Genomic DNA, 15,409 nt, shown 5'->3' with positions numbered 1-15,409 from the left:
ACTCAGCCGGTGACGGCGGTGAGCTGCGGCAGGTAGCCGAGGCGCTGCCCGTTGCGGTTGGGGTGGTAGGACTCCTCGACCGGCCAGCTGAGGCTGTTCAGCCACCAGTCCGAGGAGCAGATCTCGTGCCCGGTGAACGCCGTGCGCAGGTCGCGGTAGGTGAACGAGCGGGCGGCGGCGCGGCCGGAGATGACGGTGTGCAGCGTGTCGGCGGCGGAGTTGATCGCCGAGCGCTTGGTGTCGCTCAGGCCCACGGAGCAGGAGCCGGGGACCTTGTAGAGGCGCGGGTAGCCCATGACGACGACCCGGGCGTACGGGGCGCGGGTGCGGATCTGGCCGTAGACGTTGTCGAGCAGGCCGGGGAGGGTGTTGGTGGCGTACGCCTTGGCCTGGTTGACGCGGTTGATGCAGGTCTGGTCGGAGCCGAAGGTGCAGGTGGTGATGACGTCGGTGAAGCCGGCGTCGTTGCCGCCGATGGAGATGGTGGCCAGGGTGGTCGAGGCGTTGAGCGCGCCGACCTGGTTGTTGAGGACGTCGCCCGTGCGCGCGCCCGAGCACGCCACGAAGGCGAAGCTGGCCGGTGCGTGCGAGGCGGCCCAGAGGGCGGGGTAGGAGTACGGGCTGCGCTTGCAGCTGCCGCTGTCGCCGTAGTACGAGCCGGTGCCCGTTCCCGAGGAGTAGGAGTCGCCGAGGGCGACGTAGTTCACGGCCTGGGCGTGCGCGGGTATGGCGGTGAACAACGCCGCCGCCGTCGCCAGGGCGGCGGTGAGCAGGGTTTTGACGGAGCGCATCGGGTACCTCCCGGAGCAGGGGGAAACGCAGGGGGTGGTGCCGGGGGTGGTGCCACGGATGTGACAGGGTTGTGACGCGGAGCACAACAAGAGTTACCAGGGAGTAGCGGCTCTCCAAAAGGGTGGGTCAAGAGTTAACGGCCAGTAACTTCGGACTGTTGGTGATCTACCGACAACAGCCGGGTTAACGCTCGTTTACGGTTCGTGGCCTGGTTGTTTAGGATGGGCTCCGTGCCTTCAGCCGATGGAGTGAAGCAAACCCGCCGGGACCAGATCCTGGACGCCGCCGCGGAGCTGTTCGCGCGGCACGGCTTCCACGGCGTCGGCATCGACGACATCGGTGCCGCCGTGGGCATTTCCGGCCCGGCGCTGTACCGGCACTTCAAGAGCAAGGACGCGATGCTCGGGGAGATGCTGACGTCCATCTCCGAGCGCTTGTTGGAGGGCGGGCTGGCGCGGGTGCGGGAGTCCGCGGACGCCGCTTCGGCGTTGCAGGCGCTCGTGCGGTGGCACGTGGACTTCGCCCTGGACGACCCGGCGCTGATCACCGTCCAGATGCGCAACCTGGCGAACTTGACCGACCCGGACCGGCGGCGGGTCAGGGCGTTGCAGCGGCGGTACGTCGAGGTGTGGGTGTCGACGTTGCAGGAGACCGTGCCGGTGGACGAGCCGACCGCGCGGGCGGCGGCGCACGCGGTGTTCGGGCTGATCAACTCGACGCCGCACAGCGCGCACTTGGACCGTGACCAGATGGCGTCCCTGCTCAGTCGGATGGCTTTGGCTTCGCTGACCACCGCCGGCGTCCTCGCCGCCACCGTCGCCTAGCTCTCACGCGGCGGGCACCAGCCGCCCGTCAGCGCCACCCCAGCAGCGCCACCCCAGCAGCGCCACCCCAGCAGCGCCACCCCAGCACTGCGCACCAAGCGGCCCGGCAGCCGACGTGGCACCAGTCAGCAAGCGGGCGGGCGGGCAGCAACTGGGGCGGGCGGGCTTCCCAGCGGCGGCCAGGCGGCGCAGCGGCCAGGCGGCGCGGCCAGGCGGCGCGGCCAGGCGGCGCGGCCAGGCGGCGCGGCGGGGTGGGGCGAGCGTCTGTGTGGGCGGGGTTGGGTGGGTGGTGATAGGCCCCCGTCGGGTTCGGGGGTGGGTGGGGTGGTGGCGAGGGTTTGCCGTTCCGTAACCTGGCTCGCCGATGAGTGACGGCAGGGTCAACCACCTCCACGGGTGGCCGGGGGTGCGGTGGTTGCTTCGGCTGCCGGCGTGGTTCCGGTTCCTCGTGGTCGCGGTCGCGGTGTTCGTGTGCGGGGTCATCGCGTCGAGGCCGGCGGGTGCCACCGATGTCCGGCCGCTCACCGGAGACGTGGCCACGGCCGCGCGCGCCGTCCAGGCGATGACCGCGCCAAGCGTCATCTCGCCACTCCCCCAGTTCCCCGCCGACTTCAACCAGGTGACTGGACGGTCACCCGTCACGGTCACCGCCTTGGACGGAACGTCACGGGCCGTCGACCCGAGCGGGGGATGTTCCGGACCCGCGGGTGACACGGAGTGGGATTTCGGCGTCGGGTGCCGGGCCCACGACCTCGGGTACGACCTGCTCCGGTACGCCGAGCACAAGGGCCGCCCCCTGGGTCCGGAAGCCCGCAAAGCCCTCGACGCCCGGCTGTCCGCCGACATGCACGGCCAGTGCGAGCTGAACCCCCGGGACAACGCCACCCGCTGCCACGTCGTCGCCGGGCTGTACGCGGCCGGCCTCGAGTTCAACTCCTGGCGCCAGCGGTGGGGGCCGCCGGGGCACGAGCCCGTCCTGGCCTGGGGTTTCGGCAGCGCCGTCGTCGTGCTCCTGCTCATCGCGCGGCTGTCCCGCAAAAGGGAGCCGGCACCGCAAGTGGTGATCGACGACGCCACCGAGGACCGGTTCTCCACGTTCCTGCGGCTGGCCAGCCTGGGCCTGGTGGTGGTCGGCCAGTCGTTGCTCACCGTCACCCAGTGGGCCGGCGTCAGCGCGAACTGGCTGTGGCTGCTGACCTGGGTCCTCCAGACCATCCCGCTGTTCTACTTCGCCGGTGGCCACGCGAACCTCGTCGGGTGGCTGGCCGTCCAGCGCCAGGGCGGCGGGTACGGGCGGTACCTCGCGGGGCGGATCACGTGGCTGCTGCGGCCGGTGCTGGCGTTCGTGCTGGCCTGGCTCGTGCTGCCGCTCCCGCTCGAACTCCTCGACGTGCCGAAGGACCGGGTCGAGACGTTCGGCCGGCTCATCGCGCACCCGCTGTGGTTCCTCGGGCTCTACCTGGTCGCGGTCGCGGCGACGCCGGTCATGGCGTGGCTGCACCGCAACGCCCGGCTGGTCACGCCGGTCGTCCTGGTCGGGCTCATGATCATGGCGGACGCCCTGCGGATCGGGTTCCAGTGGCGCACCGGCGGCTACCTGAACCTCGTGTTCGGCGCGCTCTTCCTGCAACAGCTCGGGTTCCACTACGGCAGCCTGCGGCTCTCACGCCGGGTGCTGACCACGTGCGCCCTGATGGTCGTGCCCGCGCTGCTCGCGCTCATCGCGTTCGGCGGCTACCCGCGCACGATGATGGCCGTCCCGGGCGAGCACGCGTCCAACCTCAGCCCGCCCACGGTGTGCCTGCTGGTGCTGGGGCTCGGCCAGATCGCCGTGGTCCTGCTCGCGCGCGACCGGGTGTCGGCGTGGCTCGCCGGCCGCACCCCGTGGCACGTCGTGGACTACGCCCGCCGCGCCCCGATGACCGTCTACCTCGGCTACCTCACCGCGCTGGCCGCCGTCGTCGCCCTGCTGGGCCTGCTGGACGCGCCCGCCGCGGTCCCCCGCTGGCTGACCGTGCTGGTCCTCCTGCTGCTGCCGGTCCTCCTGCTGTTCCACCGGTTCGAGCGCGCCGCGGCCGCGATCGCCTGCCACACCAGGGAGACCCACCGCGCCCGGCTCGCCGTGACGCTCGGCGCCGGCTACGGCGTCCTGGGCGTGCTCGGGTTCGTGGTCACCGGGTTCGCGGGCGAGGCGGGCACGCTCGTGGTGTTCCGGGTCGACCCGTTGCAGAACCTGATCCACCTGCTGCTGGGCTGGTACCTCCTGCACACCGCCCGCGCCGGCACGTGCCACCGCCGCAGGCCCTGGCTGCTCACCGCGCTGGCGTGCGTCCCGCCCCTGCTGGTCCTGGAACCCACCGGGGCCATGGTCGCGCTGCACGGCGCCACCATCGCCGTCGCGCTCCTGGCGGCGGTACCGAAGCAGGACCAGGGTCACGCCCCAGAACAGCGGCAGCCACGTGAGGCGCTCCAACACCCATAGCGCGTCCGAAGGCAGCGTCAGCAACCCGCGCAACTGCCCGAACGCGGCCCCGACCAGGGTCACGGCGAGCAGAGCGCTCTGGTGGGTCAGGAAGATCGGCAACGCGCGCGCGTTGAGCCACGTACAGCGGAACCTGGGTCGCAGCAGCAGTACCAGCCCGATCTGGGCCAACGCCAACGAGAGTGCGACCGGCGACGGCGGGAACAGGTTGGACCGCTCGGCGCCCGGCACCCCCACCGCACTGGCCGGGTACCCGCTGTGCACCAGAAAACCCATTGCGAGACAACCGAGCACGAGCAGCGCCGCACCCCACGAACGCCGCTGCCCGTGCTCGGCCACCAAGACCCCGACCTGCCACGGCACCCACCACACGGCCAGGACGTTGACCCAGCCGAAGTCCAGGAACGCCACCGCCACCACGACCGCCAGTCCCCACCAGCCCAGCCCGCGCATCCACGGCGTGACAGCGAGCAACACCACGTACACCACCAGGAACCACAGCGGTGTCACCACCAGGTAGCCCACGGTGAGAACGGTCTGCTGCGGCAACCCGCGCATCGACAGTCCAAAGAGGACGATCACCCACCCGCCCAGCAGGACCACGACCGGGAGCACGAGTTTGCCGGCCTTGCGCGTCCACGGCGTGCGCGACCGGGCCGCCGCGAACCCGCCGGTGAAGAAGAACAGGCCCAGCGTCTGGAAGATCCAGCTCAACCAGGACAGCTCGGGCACCCACCGCAAGGGGCTGTCCACCACCAGCGCGCCGTCCACCAGCACCACGGACGTCACCAGCCAGTGACCGAGCACCACTCCGGCGATCGCCAGCGCCCGGACCGAATCGATCACCGGGTCACGCCCGGTCACGGCCGCTCACCTCCCGCGATCTTCGCCAAGGCCCGCAACGACTCCGTACCGGCCTTGAAGTACTCATCGTGCTCCCGCGCGCGGCCGGTGTCCAAGATCATCGCGCCGAAGGCGGGGTCCATCGGGTCGGTGCCGTGCCCCAGGTCCGCGAACCGGATCTTGGGCACCCACCGCGTCCAGTCCTCCGCCCCGCGCGCCGCCCACACCCGTGTGCCCAGCTCCTCCGCCCGGCGGACGCGGACACCGGGACTGCCCAGGAAGACCATGTCGTCGACCCGCGCCCCGGACAGCGCGCACACCACCGAGCCGTAGCTGTGGCACACCAGGTGCACCCGCCCCGGCAGGCCCGAGACGTACCGGGCCAGGGACGCGGCGCCCGCGCGGGCCAGCCGGCCGGTCGCCGCGTCCACCCCCAGACCCGACGGCGTCCGGTAGCCCAGCCACGCGACCACCGCCACGTCGTCCCGCCCGACCTCGGCGTGCAGCGCACGGGCCATGCGGCCCACCGTGGCGTCGAACCGGTCACCGTCCACATCGGACCCCGGCACGACCACCGCGACGTGCCGCGTGTGCGCCAGGTCCCCGAAAACGGCGACACGTTCCGCGACGGGCGGGTCGCCACCGGGCGTGGCCAGCACCAGCAGCGCGGCCAGCAGGGCGATCTTCTTCGGCATGGCCGGAAAGGTAGGGAGACCACGCCGCCCCGATCGTCACCCCGCGGTAGCGATCTCCCGGTGCTACCCCGGTACCACCAGCCCGGACTCGTAGGCCGCGATGACCGCCTGCGCCCGGTCCCGCAGCCCCAGCTTCATCAGCACCCGGCTGACGTGCGTCTTCACCGTCTGCTCGGCGAGCACCAGGTGCGCGGCGATCTCGGTGTTGGACAGGCCGGTAGCGATCAGCCGCAGCACCTCGGTCTCCCGCTCGGTCAGCGCCGACAACGCGGCGGGCTTCACCGGCCGGGCCAGCCGCGCCTTCACGAAGTCCTCGATCAGCCGCTTGGTCACCGAGGGCGCGAGCAGGGCGTCGCCGCGCGCCACCACCCGCACGGCCTCCAGCAGCTCGCGCGCGGGGGCGTGCTTGAGCAGGAACCCGCTGGCGCCCGCCCGCAGCGCCTCGTAGACGTAGTCGTCGAGGTCGAAGGTGGTCAGGACGAGCACCTTGACCGGGTCGTCGGCCAGCAGCCGGGTCGCGGTGAGGCCGTCCGTGCCGGGCATCCGGACGTCCATCAGCACCACGTCCGGCCGCAGCCGGCGCACCTCCGCGACACCCGCCGCGCCGTCGCCGGCCGAGCCGACCACCTCGATGTCGGGCTGGGCGTCCAGCAGCGCCGAGAACCCCTCCCGGACCATCTCCTGGTCGTCCACCACCAGAACCCTGATCAACGCTCCCCCAACGGAATCCGCGCCCGCACCGCGAAACCGCCGTCCGGCGTGGGCGCCGCGGTCACCGAGCCGCCGTGCACCGCCACGCGTTCCCGCATGCCGACCAGCCCGTGCCCACCACCCCCACCCCGCGACGGGCCGCCCGCGGTGTTGCGGACGAACACCTCCAGCGCGTGGTCGACCACCGACACCACCACGGAGACGCTCGACCCCGGAGCGTGGCGGTTCGCGTTGGTCAGCGCCTCCTGGACCACCCGGTACGCGGTGAGCCCCACGGCGGGCGGCACGTCGGCGTCGGTCACCGAGGCCTGCGGGGCCAGCGCGGCGATGTCTTTCAGCCCCGGCTGCGGCGCCCGGTCGGCCTGCTGGTCGGCCGAGCGGAGGACCCCCGAGCAGGCCCTGCATGTCCGCGATGGCCGCGCGGGCGGCGTCACCCAGCTCGGCGAACTCCTTGAGCCCCGCTTCCGGCAGGCCGGCGATCCGGTAGGGCGCGGTCTCGCAGCGGACGGCCACCATCGACATGTGGTGGGCGACCACGTCGTGCATCTCCCGCGCGATCCGGGCCCGTTCGACCAGCGCCGCCTTGGCGTCCCGCTCCTCGTGGAACCGCCGCTCGGCCCGTCCGCGCGCGCCGAACGCGTAGGAGACCAGGAGGGACAGGCCCAGGAAGAGGAAGGTGGGCGGCAGGTAGTCGAGGTTTCCCATCGTCCCCACGAGGTACACAGCACCCGTGGTAATCACCGCGACCACGAGAACGACCCGTCCGCCGTACAGCAGACCCACCCCGACCAGCACGGGGAGGTACCAGCACCACTGCCAGCCACCGAGGACGGCCGGCTCCTCGGCGTGCAGCAGCCGCATCACGAACAGACCCGCCGTGGCCAGCCGCCAAGCGCCCAGCGGGGTGAACAGCATGAGGGCGAACGTGCCGAGGACGATCGCGAAGAGCAGCGGCCACCAGCCGTCCGGGACCTCGTAGTGCACGTAGTCCGCGGAGGTGCCGATGGCGATGATCAGACCGTAGAGCAGCACCGCGGCCTGGCCGAACCGGCGGAAGCGGGAGTCGCCGAAGACCCGCGTGCGGTCGGGCAGCAGCACTACCCGGAGGAGGGTGCGGATCACGGCCCCGATGCTAGGTGGCGCGGGGCGGCGGCACATGCCACCGGGGAGTGTCATACCCGGGTAGCACCCCGAGGACGGCACGGCAAGCCGTTGCGGCACCCGATCACCACCGGGTAGGCAATACGACAGAGCTGTGCACCCCTACTCCGTGTTGGAAGATGGCTGAATGCACCCGCAGCACGATCCGGACCGCTGGGCACGGCTCACCGCCGTCGCCGGCCAGGCCTTGGCCGCCGCCAAGGTCGGGGAGGACGCTGTCGCGGTCGACCTCGTGACCGGCTACCTCAGCGGCTCGCCCGAGGGGAACGAGGAGATCCGGGAGCTGGTGCTCCTGCTGTTCTCGGAGTGCAGCGACATGGTCGCCGCACTCGGCTCGGGCGGCGCCACCCCGGTCAAGATGCAGGTCTTCGACGAGGACGGCCAGGAGGTCCCCATCGACGACGCCGACCCGCCGGTGCGGACGGCCATCCGGACGCTGCTGGCGGAGGTCCACGGGGACCAGGAGGCGGCGGCGGAGCAGATCGAGATCGCGCTGGCGAACGGGCAGCCGCAGGAGTTGGCGACGGTGGTGTTGCAGGCGCTGCGGTGGACGGTCAAGTTGGCGCTGGAGTGCGAGGTGCGGGACTTGGCGGTCGCGTCGTGGATCGAGGCGGCGCTGGACGAGTGACGGCTGCGGTGGCCGGCGGCTTGAGGCGGGTCGGGCAGGTCGGTACGGACGGGTCGGTACGGACGGGTCGGTACGGACGGGTCGGTACGGACGGGTCGGTACGGGCGGGTTGGCGGCCGCGGGGTCGCGGCTGGGGCTCGCGGCTTGGGGTTCGCTTGTGCGCGGGGCTCGCGGCTACGGGGGTCCGTGGCTGGGGGTCCGTGGCTGGGGGGGGTTCGCGGCTGGGGGGTTCGCGGCTGGGGGGGTTCGCGGCTGGGGGGTTCGTAGCTGCGGGGCTTGTGGTTGGGTTTTCGGGTTGGCGGCTCCGTTGATGGCTGGTTTCGCCGTGATGGGCTTGGCCTCCGGCCCCCGGTTCCATTGTCCCAGAGGGGTCTGACAAAACGTGGCGGTCGGGTCGGCGGCCGTTGGCCGCCGGGGGTTGAGTCGCCACCCACCCACCCCCTCCCAGGCCTGTCCCCGCAAGAGCCCGAAGAGCACCCGCCTGCGGCGGCTCGCGCGCGAAGCGCGCTTGGCGCGCGCCGCGCGCCTGGCTTGTGCCAGGGGGTCTGGGTGGGGTGGGTGGGGGGCGGCCCAACGTGAGAAACCTTTGAGAAGGGCCGCCAGCCGACCAAAGTCAGCCAACTCAGCCAGCTCAGCCCACCAGCAGCCCAGCCGGCCCAGCAACCCAGCTCAGTCCGACCAGCCCCAGCCGGCCGGACCAGGGGAGCCTGCGCGGCCTGCCCAGCCAGTCACAGCCCGACCAGCCCAGCCAGCCCAGCCAGCCCAGCCCAGCAGCCCAACCTGCCCAGCCAGCCCAACCTGCTCGGCCAGCCCTACCCGCGGCTGCGGAGTCCGGCACCAGGGACGGACAGGGGCATTGACAACGCTCGGTGGTCTAGACCAGTCTCGCCGTTGGGCGCGATTACCCTGCCGATCCGCCGAGGAGTTCCTCATGAAACCAAGAGTGGGCGCGTTGCTGGCAGCCGGCGCCCTCGTCATCGGATCACTCGCCACCACCGGGCCGACCGCGTCGGCCGCACCGGGAGTCACCGCCACCTTCACCAAGGTCCAGGACTGGACCAGCGGCTTCGAGGGCAAGTTCACCATCACCAACGGCGGCCCCGGCGCCATCACCTCCTGGAAGGTCGAGTTCGACCTCCCCGCCGGCACGTCCCTCGGCTCCTACTGGGACGCCCTCATCACCCGAACCGGTGACCACTACGTCGCCACCAACCGCGAGTACAACGGCAACGTCGGCGTCAACGCCTCCGTGAGCTTCGGCTTCATCGGCAGCGGCCCCGGTTCGCCGCTCAACTGCACGGTCAACGGCGGTCCCTGCACCGGCGGTGGCGGCGGGGACACGACCGCCCCCACCGCGCCGACCAACCTCCGGGTGACCGGCACGACCAGCAGTTCCGTGTCCCTCGCCTGGAACGCCGCCACCGACAACGTGGGCGTCACCGCCTACGAAGTCCACCGGGGCGCCTCGGTCACCACGGTCACCGGCACCACCGCGACCGTCTCCGGCCTCTCCCCCAACACCACCTACCAGTTCACCGTCAAAGCCCGCGACGCCGCCGGCAACGTCTCCGGCCCGTCCAACCAGGTGTCGGCCACCACCCCGAACGGCCCCTCGCCGGGTGGCCGGGGCGCGCCCTACCTCTTCCTGGGCTGGGGCAACCCGCCGGCACCCCAGACGGTCATGAACGCGACCGGCGTCAAGTGGTTCACCATGGCGTTCGTGCTCGCGCAGGGCGGCTGCAACCCCGCCTGGGACGGCAACCGGCCGCTCACCGGCGGCGTCGACGCCTCCGCCATCGCCCAGATCCGGGCGGCGGGCGGGGACGTCGTGCCCTCGTTCGGCGGGTGGAGCGGCAACAAGCTCGGCCCCAACTGCTCGACCCCGCAAGCGCTTGCGGGCGCCTACCAGAAGGTGATCGACGCCTACGGCCTCAAGGCGATCGACATCGACATCGAGAACACCGACGAGTTCGAGAACGCGACCGTCCAGGACCGCATCCTGGAGGCGCTCAAGATCGTGAAGCAGACCAACCCGGGCATCCAGACGATCGTCACCATCCCGACCACCCGGACCGGCCCCAACTCGTGGGGCAACCGGCTGATCGAGCGGGCGAACGCGCTCGGCGCGAACATCGACGTCTTCACGATCATGCCGTTCGACTTCGGCAGCTCCGACATCCGGGCGGACACGATCAACGCGACCACCGGGTTGAAGGACAAGCTGAAGGCCACGTTCGGGTGGTCCGACGCGGTCGCGTTCAGCCACGCCGGCATCTCCGGCATGAACGGCCTGTCCGACCAGCGCGAAGTCACCACGACGGCCACCTGGACCGCCCTGCGCGACTGGGCCAGGTCCAACGGCCTGGGCCGCTTCTCGTTCTGGGCGGTCAACCGGGACCGGGGCGGTTGCGACGGGCAGGTGTCGTCCAACTGCTCGGGCATCGCGCAGCCGGACTGGGAGTTCACCCGGATCACAGCCGGTTTCTGACGGCGACGAGGGGGCGCGGGCCACCCGCGTCCCCCTCAACCGAGCAATTCAGTCGTCCACAAAGGACAACGCAGGGCCGCGACAGGGTGTTCACGACATGGGCAGCCTAAGGTTTGTGCCATGCGCACCGCACTCATCGGTTACGGGCTCGGCGGAGCCGCGTTCCACGCGCCCTTCCTCGCGACCACGCCGGGCCTGGTGTTCGACGCCGTCGTCACCGGCAACCCCGAGCGGCAGCGGCAGGTTCGGGAGCGGTACCCGGACGTGGCGGTCGTCGCCGCGCTCGACGAGTTGTGGCAGCGCGACCTCGACCTCGTCGTCGTGACCACCCCGAACCGGCACCACGCCGCCCACGCCCGCGCCGCGCTGGAGCACGGCCTCGACGTCGTGGTGGACAAGCCGTTCGCCGGATCCGCCCAGGAAGCGCGCGACCTGGTCGAGTTGGCGCACGAAACCGGCAAGCGGCTGGTGCCGTTCCACAACCGGCGCTGGGACGGGGACTTCCGCACCGTCGCCCGCCTCATCCGCGAAGGCGCACTAGGACGGGTGCACCGGTTCGAGTCACGGTTCGAGCGGTGGCGGCCGGAGGTCAAGGGGTCGTGGAAGGAGTCCGGTGACCCGGCCGACCTCGGCAGCATCGTCTACGACCTGGGCACCCACCTGGTCGACCAGGCGGTCGCGCTGTTCGGGCGACCCTCGTCCGTCTACGCGGAGGTCCGCACGCTCCGCGAGGGCGCGCAAGCGCACGACGACGCGTTCCTGGCGCTGACCCACGACAACGGCACCGTGTCACACCTCTGGGCATCGGCCCTGGCCGCCGACCTCGGCCCGCGCTTCCGGGTGCTCGGGTCCGCAGCCGCCTACGTCAAGCACGGCATGGACCCGCAGGAGGACCTGCTCAAAGCGGGCGCGGTCCCCGGCGGCACCGGCTGGGGCGCGGACCCCGAAGAGGCGTGGGGCACGCTGTCCGGGCAACCGGTCGAGACCGAACGCGGGGCGTACCAGGACTTCTACGCCGGCGTCGCGGCCGGCGGCAGCCCGGTGCCCGCCTCGGACGCGGTCACCGGGCTGGAAGTGGTCGAAGCGGCCTTCGAATCAGCGCGCACGGGCACGGTCGTCGACCTCTGACCCGACCCGCAGGGTCTCCCCGATCGCGAGCAGGCACAACGCGCTCACCATCGCCCCCGCGATCAGGTACAGCGACACCGGCCACGAGTCGTGCGTCGGCGTCACGCCCAACAGCCACTGCGCCACCAGCGGCGACAGCCCACCGCCCAGCACCGCGCCCAACTGGTAGCTCAACGACACCCCGCTGTACCGCACCCGCGTCCCGAACAGCTCCGCGTAGTACGCCGGCATCGGCCCGAACAGCGCCGCCGACCCCGCGAACCCCAGGATCAGCGCCAAGAACACCGGCACCGGCGACCGCATCTCCAACAACCAGAACAGCGGCAGCGCGAACAACCCCAGGAACGCCGCCCCGCCGAGCATCACCGGCAACCGCCCCACCCGGTCGGACAGCCGCGCGAACACCAGCAGCGCCACCGCCTGCGCCGCCGCACCCACCAGGGTCGCGTTCAGCAGCAACGACTTCGGTATCCCCAACTGCCGCGTCCCGTACGACAGCACGAAAGCGGCGATCACGAAGATGAACATGTTGAACCCGAGGTTGACGCCGGCCCCCAGCAGCAGCTTCCGCCACGAGCGCCGCACCACCTCGACCACCGGCACCCGCGCCCGGTCCTCCGCCCGCACGGCCCGGAACTCGGGGCTCTCCTCCACCGACAGCCGCACGTACAGCCCCACGCCGACCAGCACCAGGCTGAACAGGAACGGCAGCCGCCACCCCCACTCCAGGAACGCGTCCCCGGACACCGCCGTCGCCAGCGCCATGGCCCCGTTGGCCAGCACCAACCCGACCGGCGAGCCGAGGAACGTCCAGCTCCCGTACCACGCCGACCGCCCCGGCGGCGCGTGCTCGACCGCCATCAGGGTCGCCCCGCCCTGCTCGCCGCCGAGGAAGAAGCCCTGCACGATCCGCAAGGTCACCAACAGGATCGGCGCGGTGATCCCGATGGACGAGTACGTCGGCAGCAGCCCGATCAGGGCGGTGCACACGCCGGTCGCGGTGAGCGTCAGCACGAGCATCGAGCGGCGGCCGATCCGGTCGCCGAAGTGGCCGATCACCACACCGCCGAGCGGGCGGGCCAGGAACCCGGCGCCGAAGGTCGCGAACGCCAGCAAAGTGGCGATGCGCGGGTCGAAGGACGGGAAGAACAGCTTGTCGAACACCAGCGCGGTGGCCGTCCCGTAGAGGAGGAAGTCGTACAGCTCCACCGCGTTGCCCGCGGAACTCGCCAGCGCCACCCGGCGCACACCCGTGGTCCCCATCCACCCACCCTGGTCCCCACTACATGCGCACAGCAAGGCCCGTGACCGTGCCGGCGCACGATCACGGGCCTTTCCGGGTCTAGTACGGGAAGACGAACCAGTAGAACGACACCTCGGCACGAGCGCCCGAGCTGTCGGTCACCGCCACTGTCGGGTGGTAGTTCGCCCACGTCGTCGAGGTCCCGCTGACCAACCCGGTGGACGCGTCGATCGACAGACCCGAGGGCAGGCCGGAGGCGGTGAACCGGTAGCCGCCCGACCCGCCGGAAGCCGCCAGCAGCGGTCCGCACGACGGCCGCAGCTCGCGCCGCGACAGCGTCCCGGGCGGGCGACCCGGTCGGCGTCCGCGCGGCCGGCGCGCACCGAGCAGCGCGACCAGGGACGACGGCGGTATGGGCGGCGCACCGGAGCACAACGCCGCGGAGTTCCAAGCCCCGGGGCGCGGGGTGTCGTACCGGACGATCCACCACCTGCCGGTGCTGGACGACCGGCCCGGCTGGCCGAGATCGCCGCCTACACCGAGGCCCGCGAGGACGCCCGCGCCCTGCCCGAGGTGCGGGTGAAGATGATGATCGCCGACCGGCGCACGGCCCTGATCCCGTTGAGCTTCGAGGCGTCCGAGACGGGCGTGCGCGTCCTGGGTGCACCGCTCGCCGCTGCTGGACGCGCTGGTCGCGTGCTTCGACCTGCTGTGGGAGAAGGTCGCCCCGATCGGCACGGCGTTGCGCGGCGCACACCGGGACGCGGAGGTGTTGACGCTGCTCGCGGCGGGCATGAAGGACGCCGCCATCATGCACTCCCTGGGCCTGACGCAGCGGGCCACGACCCGGCGGATGGCGGCCCTGCCGGCCGAACTGGACGCGACGACCGGGTTCCAAGCCGGGATGAACGCCGCCCGGCGCGGGCTGGTGTGAACCGCTCGGCGATCAACGTTTTGAAACCGGCTCGTCACACGATGTAGTGAGATGGCTGGAGGACGTGGTGGCCGGCGCGCCACTGTGGTGGCATGGCACCACTTCCCCTTGTAGCGGCGATGGCCGCATTCGCTCCGATGGTCGTCGCGGCCCCGTCGACCACGCTCAACATCACCACCACCCGGTCGGTGGCCCAGGTGCGGATGGCCAACCTGACCTGCGAACCGGCCGGCGGCAGCCACCCGGACGCGGACGCCGCGTGCCGACTGCTGTCCGATGTGGACGGTGACCTCGACGCCCTGGAGCCCGACCCCGGCATCGCGTGCACCATGCAGTACGACCCGATCACCGTGCGGCTGACCGGCCTGTGGCGCGGCAAGTCCCGGCAGTACACGACCACCTACGAGAACTCGTGCGTCATGCGCGCGCACACGGGACCGCTGTTCGACGTCTGACGCTACGCTCGGCCCCATGGCCGAGTTGACCGTGACCCTGGACGGTCGGACGCTCCACGCCCACGACACGGGAACCGGCGGGTTCCCGGTGTTCTGGCTGCACGGCACCCCCAACACCGGCGCACCGCCCGAGCCCCTGTTCGCCGACGCCGCACGCCTGGGCCTGCGCTGGGTGTCCTACGACCGCCCCGGTTACGGCGGCTCGACCCGCACACCCGGCCGCGACCTGGCGTCCGCCGCCCGGGACGTCGCGGCCGTCGCCGACGCCCTGGGCCTGGACCGCTTCGCCGTGGTGGGTCACTCCGGCGGTGCTCCGCACGCGCTGGCGTGCGGCGCGCTGCTGCCCTCCCGGGTGAGCGCCGTGGTCGCCTCCGCCGGGCTGGCCCCGTTCGACGCGGACGGACTGGACTGGTTCGGCGGGATGGCGCCGTCCGGTGTGGCGTCGCTGCGCGCGGCGGCGGCCGGGCGGGCGGAGAAGGAGGCCTACGAGGCTTCCGGGGCGGAGTACGACCCCGAGTTCACCGAGGCCGACATCGAGGCGTTGAACGGTCCGTGGTCCTGGTTCGACCAAGTGGTCGGCCCGGCGCTGGCCGGCGGACCGGGCGGGCTGGTCGACGACGACATCGCTTATGTGGGTCCGTGGGGCTTCGACCCGGCGGAGTTGCGGGTGCCCGCGTTGCTCTTGCACGGCGTGCGCGACCGGGTCGTCCCTTCCGAGCACTCCGAGTGGCTGTCCGCCCGCTGCCGCGCCGAATTGCGCCTTTTCCCGTCGGACGGCCACATCTCCGTGCTGCGCCACATGCCCGCCGCGTTGGAATGGGTGGCGCAGTACCGCTGAGCTGGGACCCGCTGGGGGTCCACGACACCGCCGCCGAAGTCGTGGGCCCCCAACGGGGGTCTGTTGCGGATGATTCATCCGATCTGTCATGGAACGGTAGAGATCGGGGTCACATTCGTCAACAATCTTCACATTCATGAATTGGTGCAGCTTAACGGCTTCAGCCCAGACAATTCAGAGTGCTGCA

14 protein-coding genes and 2 pseudogenes are annotated in these 15,409 nt (G+C 71.7%); 8 read left to right on the top strand and 8 right to left on the bottom strand.

Annotated features, from left to right (window positions below; genetic code table 11):
- Positions 1–2: 2 nt before the first annotated feature.
- Positions 3–791: an SGNH/GDSL hydrolase family protein gene (locus RIN75_RS20160; protein WP_309113523.1), complete on the bottom strand. Its 789-nt coding sequence runs from the start codon at positions 789–791 to the stop codon at positions 3–5.
- A gap of 222 nt (positions 792–1,013) precedes the next feature.
- Between RIN75_RS20160 and RIN75_RS20155 the strand changes: the two genes are divergently transcribed.
- On the top strand, positions 1,014–1,616 hold the full coding sequence (locus RIN75_RS20155) for a TetR/AcrR family transcriptional regulator (RefSeq protein WP_375295984.1): 603 nt from the start codon (positions 1,014–1,016) through the stop codon (positions 1,614–1,616).
- 364 nt (positions 1,617–1,980) lie between these two features.
- Positions 1,981–4,098, top strand: a complete 2,118-nt coding sequence (locus RIN75_RS20150; protein ID WP_309113521.1) for an acyltransferase family protein — start codon at positions 1,981–1,983, stop codon at positions 4,096–4,098.
- Positions 4,099–4,104: 6 nt separating this feature from the next.
- Here RIN75_RS20150 and RIN75_RS44155 read toward each other — a convergent pair.
- The 5 genes and pseudogenes from RIN75_RS44155 to RIN75_RS20130 form a co-directional block, all read right to left on the bottom strand.
- Positions 4,105–4,887, bottom strand: a pseudogene (locus RIN75_RS44155) (acyltransferase family protein); the annotation flags it as partial.
- 71 nt (positions 4,888–4,958) lie between these two features.
- A complete protein-coding gene (locus RIN75_RS20140) occupies positions 4,959–5,636 on the bottom strand; it encodes an alpha/beta hydrolase (RefSeq protein WP_309113519.1) in 678 nt (225 codons plus the stop codon).
- 63 nt (positions 5,637–5,699) lie between these two features.
- Positions 5,700–6,347, bottom strand: a complete 648-nt coding sequence (locus RIN75_RS20135; RefSeq protein WP_309113627.1) for a response regulator transcription factor — start codon at positions 6,345–6,347, stop codon at positions 5,700–5,702.
- Positions 6,344–6,601, bottom strand: coding sequence for an ATP-binding protein (locus RIN75_RS44150; RefSeq protein ID WP_375295990.1), 258 nt, complete (start codon positions 6,599–6,601; stop codon positions 6,344–6,346). The genes RIN75_RS20135 and RIN75_RS44150 overlap by 4 nt, the downstream gene beginning before the upstream one ends.
- Positions 6,602–6,794: 193 nt before the next feature.
- Positions 6,795–6,863: pseudogene (locus RIN75_RS20130) on the bottom strand (hypothetical protein); the annotation flags it as partial.
- 772 nt (positions 6,864–7,635) lie between these two features.
- On the opposite strand from RIN75_RS20130, the gene RIN75_RS20125 reads away from it, so the two are divergent.
- From RIN75_RS20125 to RIN75_RS20115, 3 genes are all read left to right on the top strand, one after another.
- The gene (locus tag RIN75_RS20125) at positions 7,636–8,136 is read left to right on the top strand and encodes a hypothetical protein (RefSeq protein ID WP_309113518.1); all 501 of its coding nucleotides are present in this window, start codon (positions 7,636–7,638) and stop codon (positions 8,134–8,136) included.
- A gap of 931 nt (positions 8,137–9,067) precedes the next feature.
- A complete protein-coding gene (locus RIN75_RS20120) occupies positions 9,068–10,624 on the top strand; it encodes a cellulose binding domain-containing protein (protein WP_309113517.1) in 1,557 nt (518 codons plus the stop codon).
- Between the two features lie 120 nt (positions 10,625–10,744).
- Entirely contained in the window at positions 10,745–11,752 is a 1,008-nt protein-coding gene (locus tag RIN75_RS20115; RefSeq protein ID WP_309113516.1) for a Gfo/Idh/MocA family oxidoreductase, read from the top strand.
- Here RIN75_RS20115 and RIN75_RS20110 read toward each other — a convergent pair.
- Together RIN75_RS20110 and RIN75_RS20105 are read right to left on the bottom strand one after the other, a co-directional pair.
- The gene (locus tag RIN75_RS20110; RefSeq protein ID WP_309113515.1) at positions 11,720–13,015 is read right to left on the bottom strand and encodes an MFS transporter; all 1,296 of its coding nucleotides are present in this window, start codon (positions 13,013–13,015) and stop codon (positions 11,720–11,722) included. The genes RIN75_RS20115 and RIN75_RS20110 overlap by 33 nt on opposite strands.
- Before the next feature lie 79 nt (positions 13,016–13,094).
- Complete coding sequence (locus tag RIN75_RS20105; protein WP_309113514.1) at positions 13,095–13,430, bottom strand: Ig domain-containing protein; 336 nt, start codon at positions 13,428–13,430, stop codon at positions 13,095–13,097.
- 226 nt (positions 13,431–13,656) lie between these two features.
- Between RIN75_RS20105 and RIN75_RS20100 the strand changes: the two genes are divergently transcribed.
- From RIN75_RS20100 to RIN75_RS20090, 3 genes are all read left to right on the top strand, one after another.
- Positions 13,657–13,929: a hypothetical protein gene (locus RIN75_RS20100; RefSeq protein ID WP_309113513.1), complete on the top strand. Its 273-nt coding sequence runs from the start codon at positions 13,657–13,659 to the stop codon at positions 13,927–13,929.
- A 119-nt stretch (positions 13,930–14,048) separates the two neighbouring features.
- Positions 14,049–14,384, top strand: coding sequence for an SSI family serine proteinase inhibitor (locus tag RIN75_RS20095; protein ID WP_309113512.1), 336 nt, complete (start codon positions 14,049–14,051; stop codon positions 14,382–14,384).
- A 16-nt stretch (positions 14,385–14,400) separates the two neighbouring features.
- On the top strand, positions 14,401–15,222 hold the full coding sequence (locus RIN75_RS20090; protein ID WP_309113511.1) for an alpha/beta hydrolase: 822 nt from the start codon (positions 14,401–14,403) through the stop codon (positions 15,220–15,222).
- Positions 15,223–15,409 lie beyond the last annotated feature (187 nt).

This window comes from Saccharothrix sp., from assembly GCF_031180885.1.
In the GTDB taxonomy this organism is placed as follows: Bacteria; Actinomycetota; Actinomycetes; order Mycobacteriales; family Pseudonocardiaceae; genus Actinosynnema.
The sequence above is the reverse complement of the archived record's forward strand: the minus strand, read 5'-3'. Positions and strand labels throughout refer to the sequence as shown.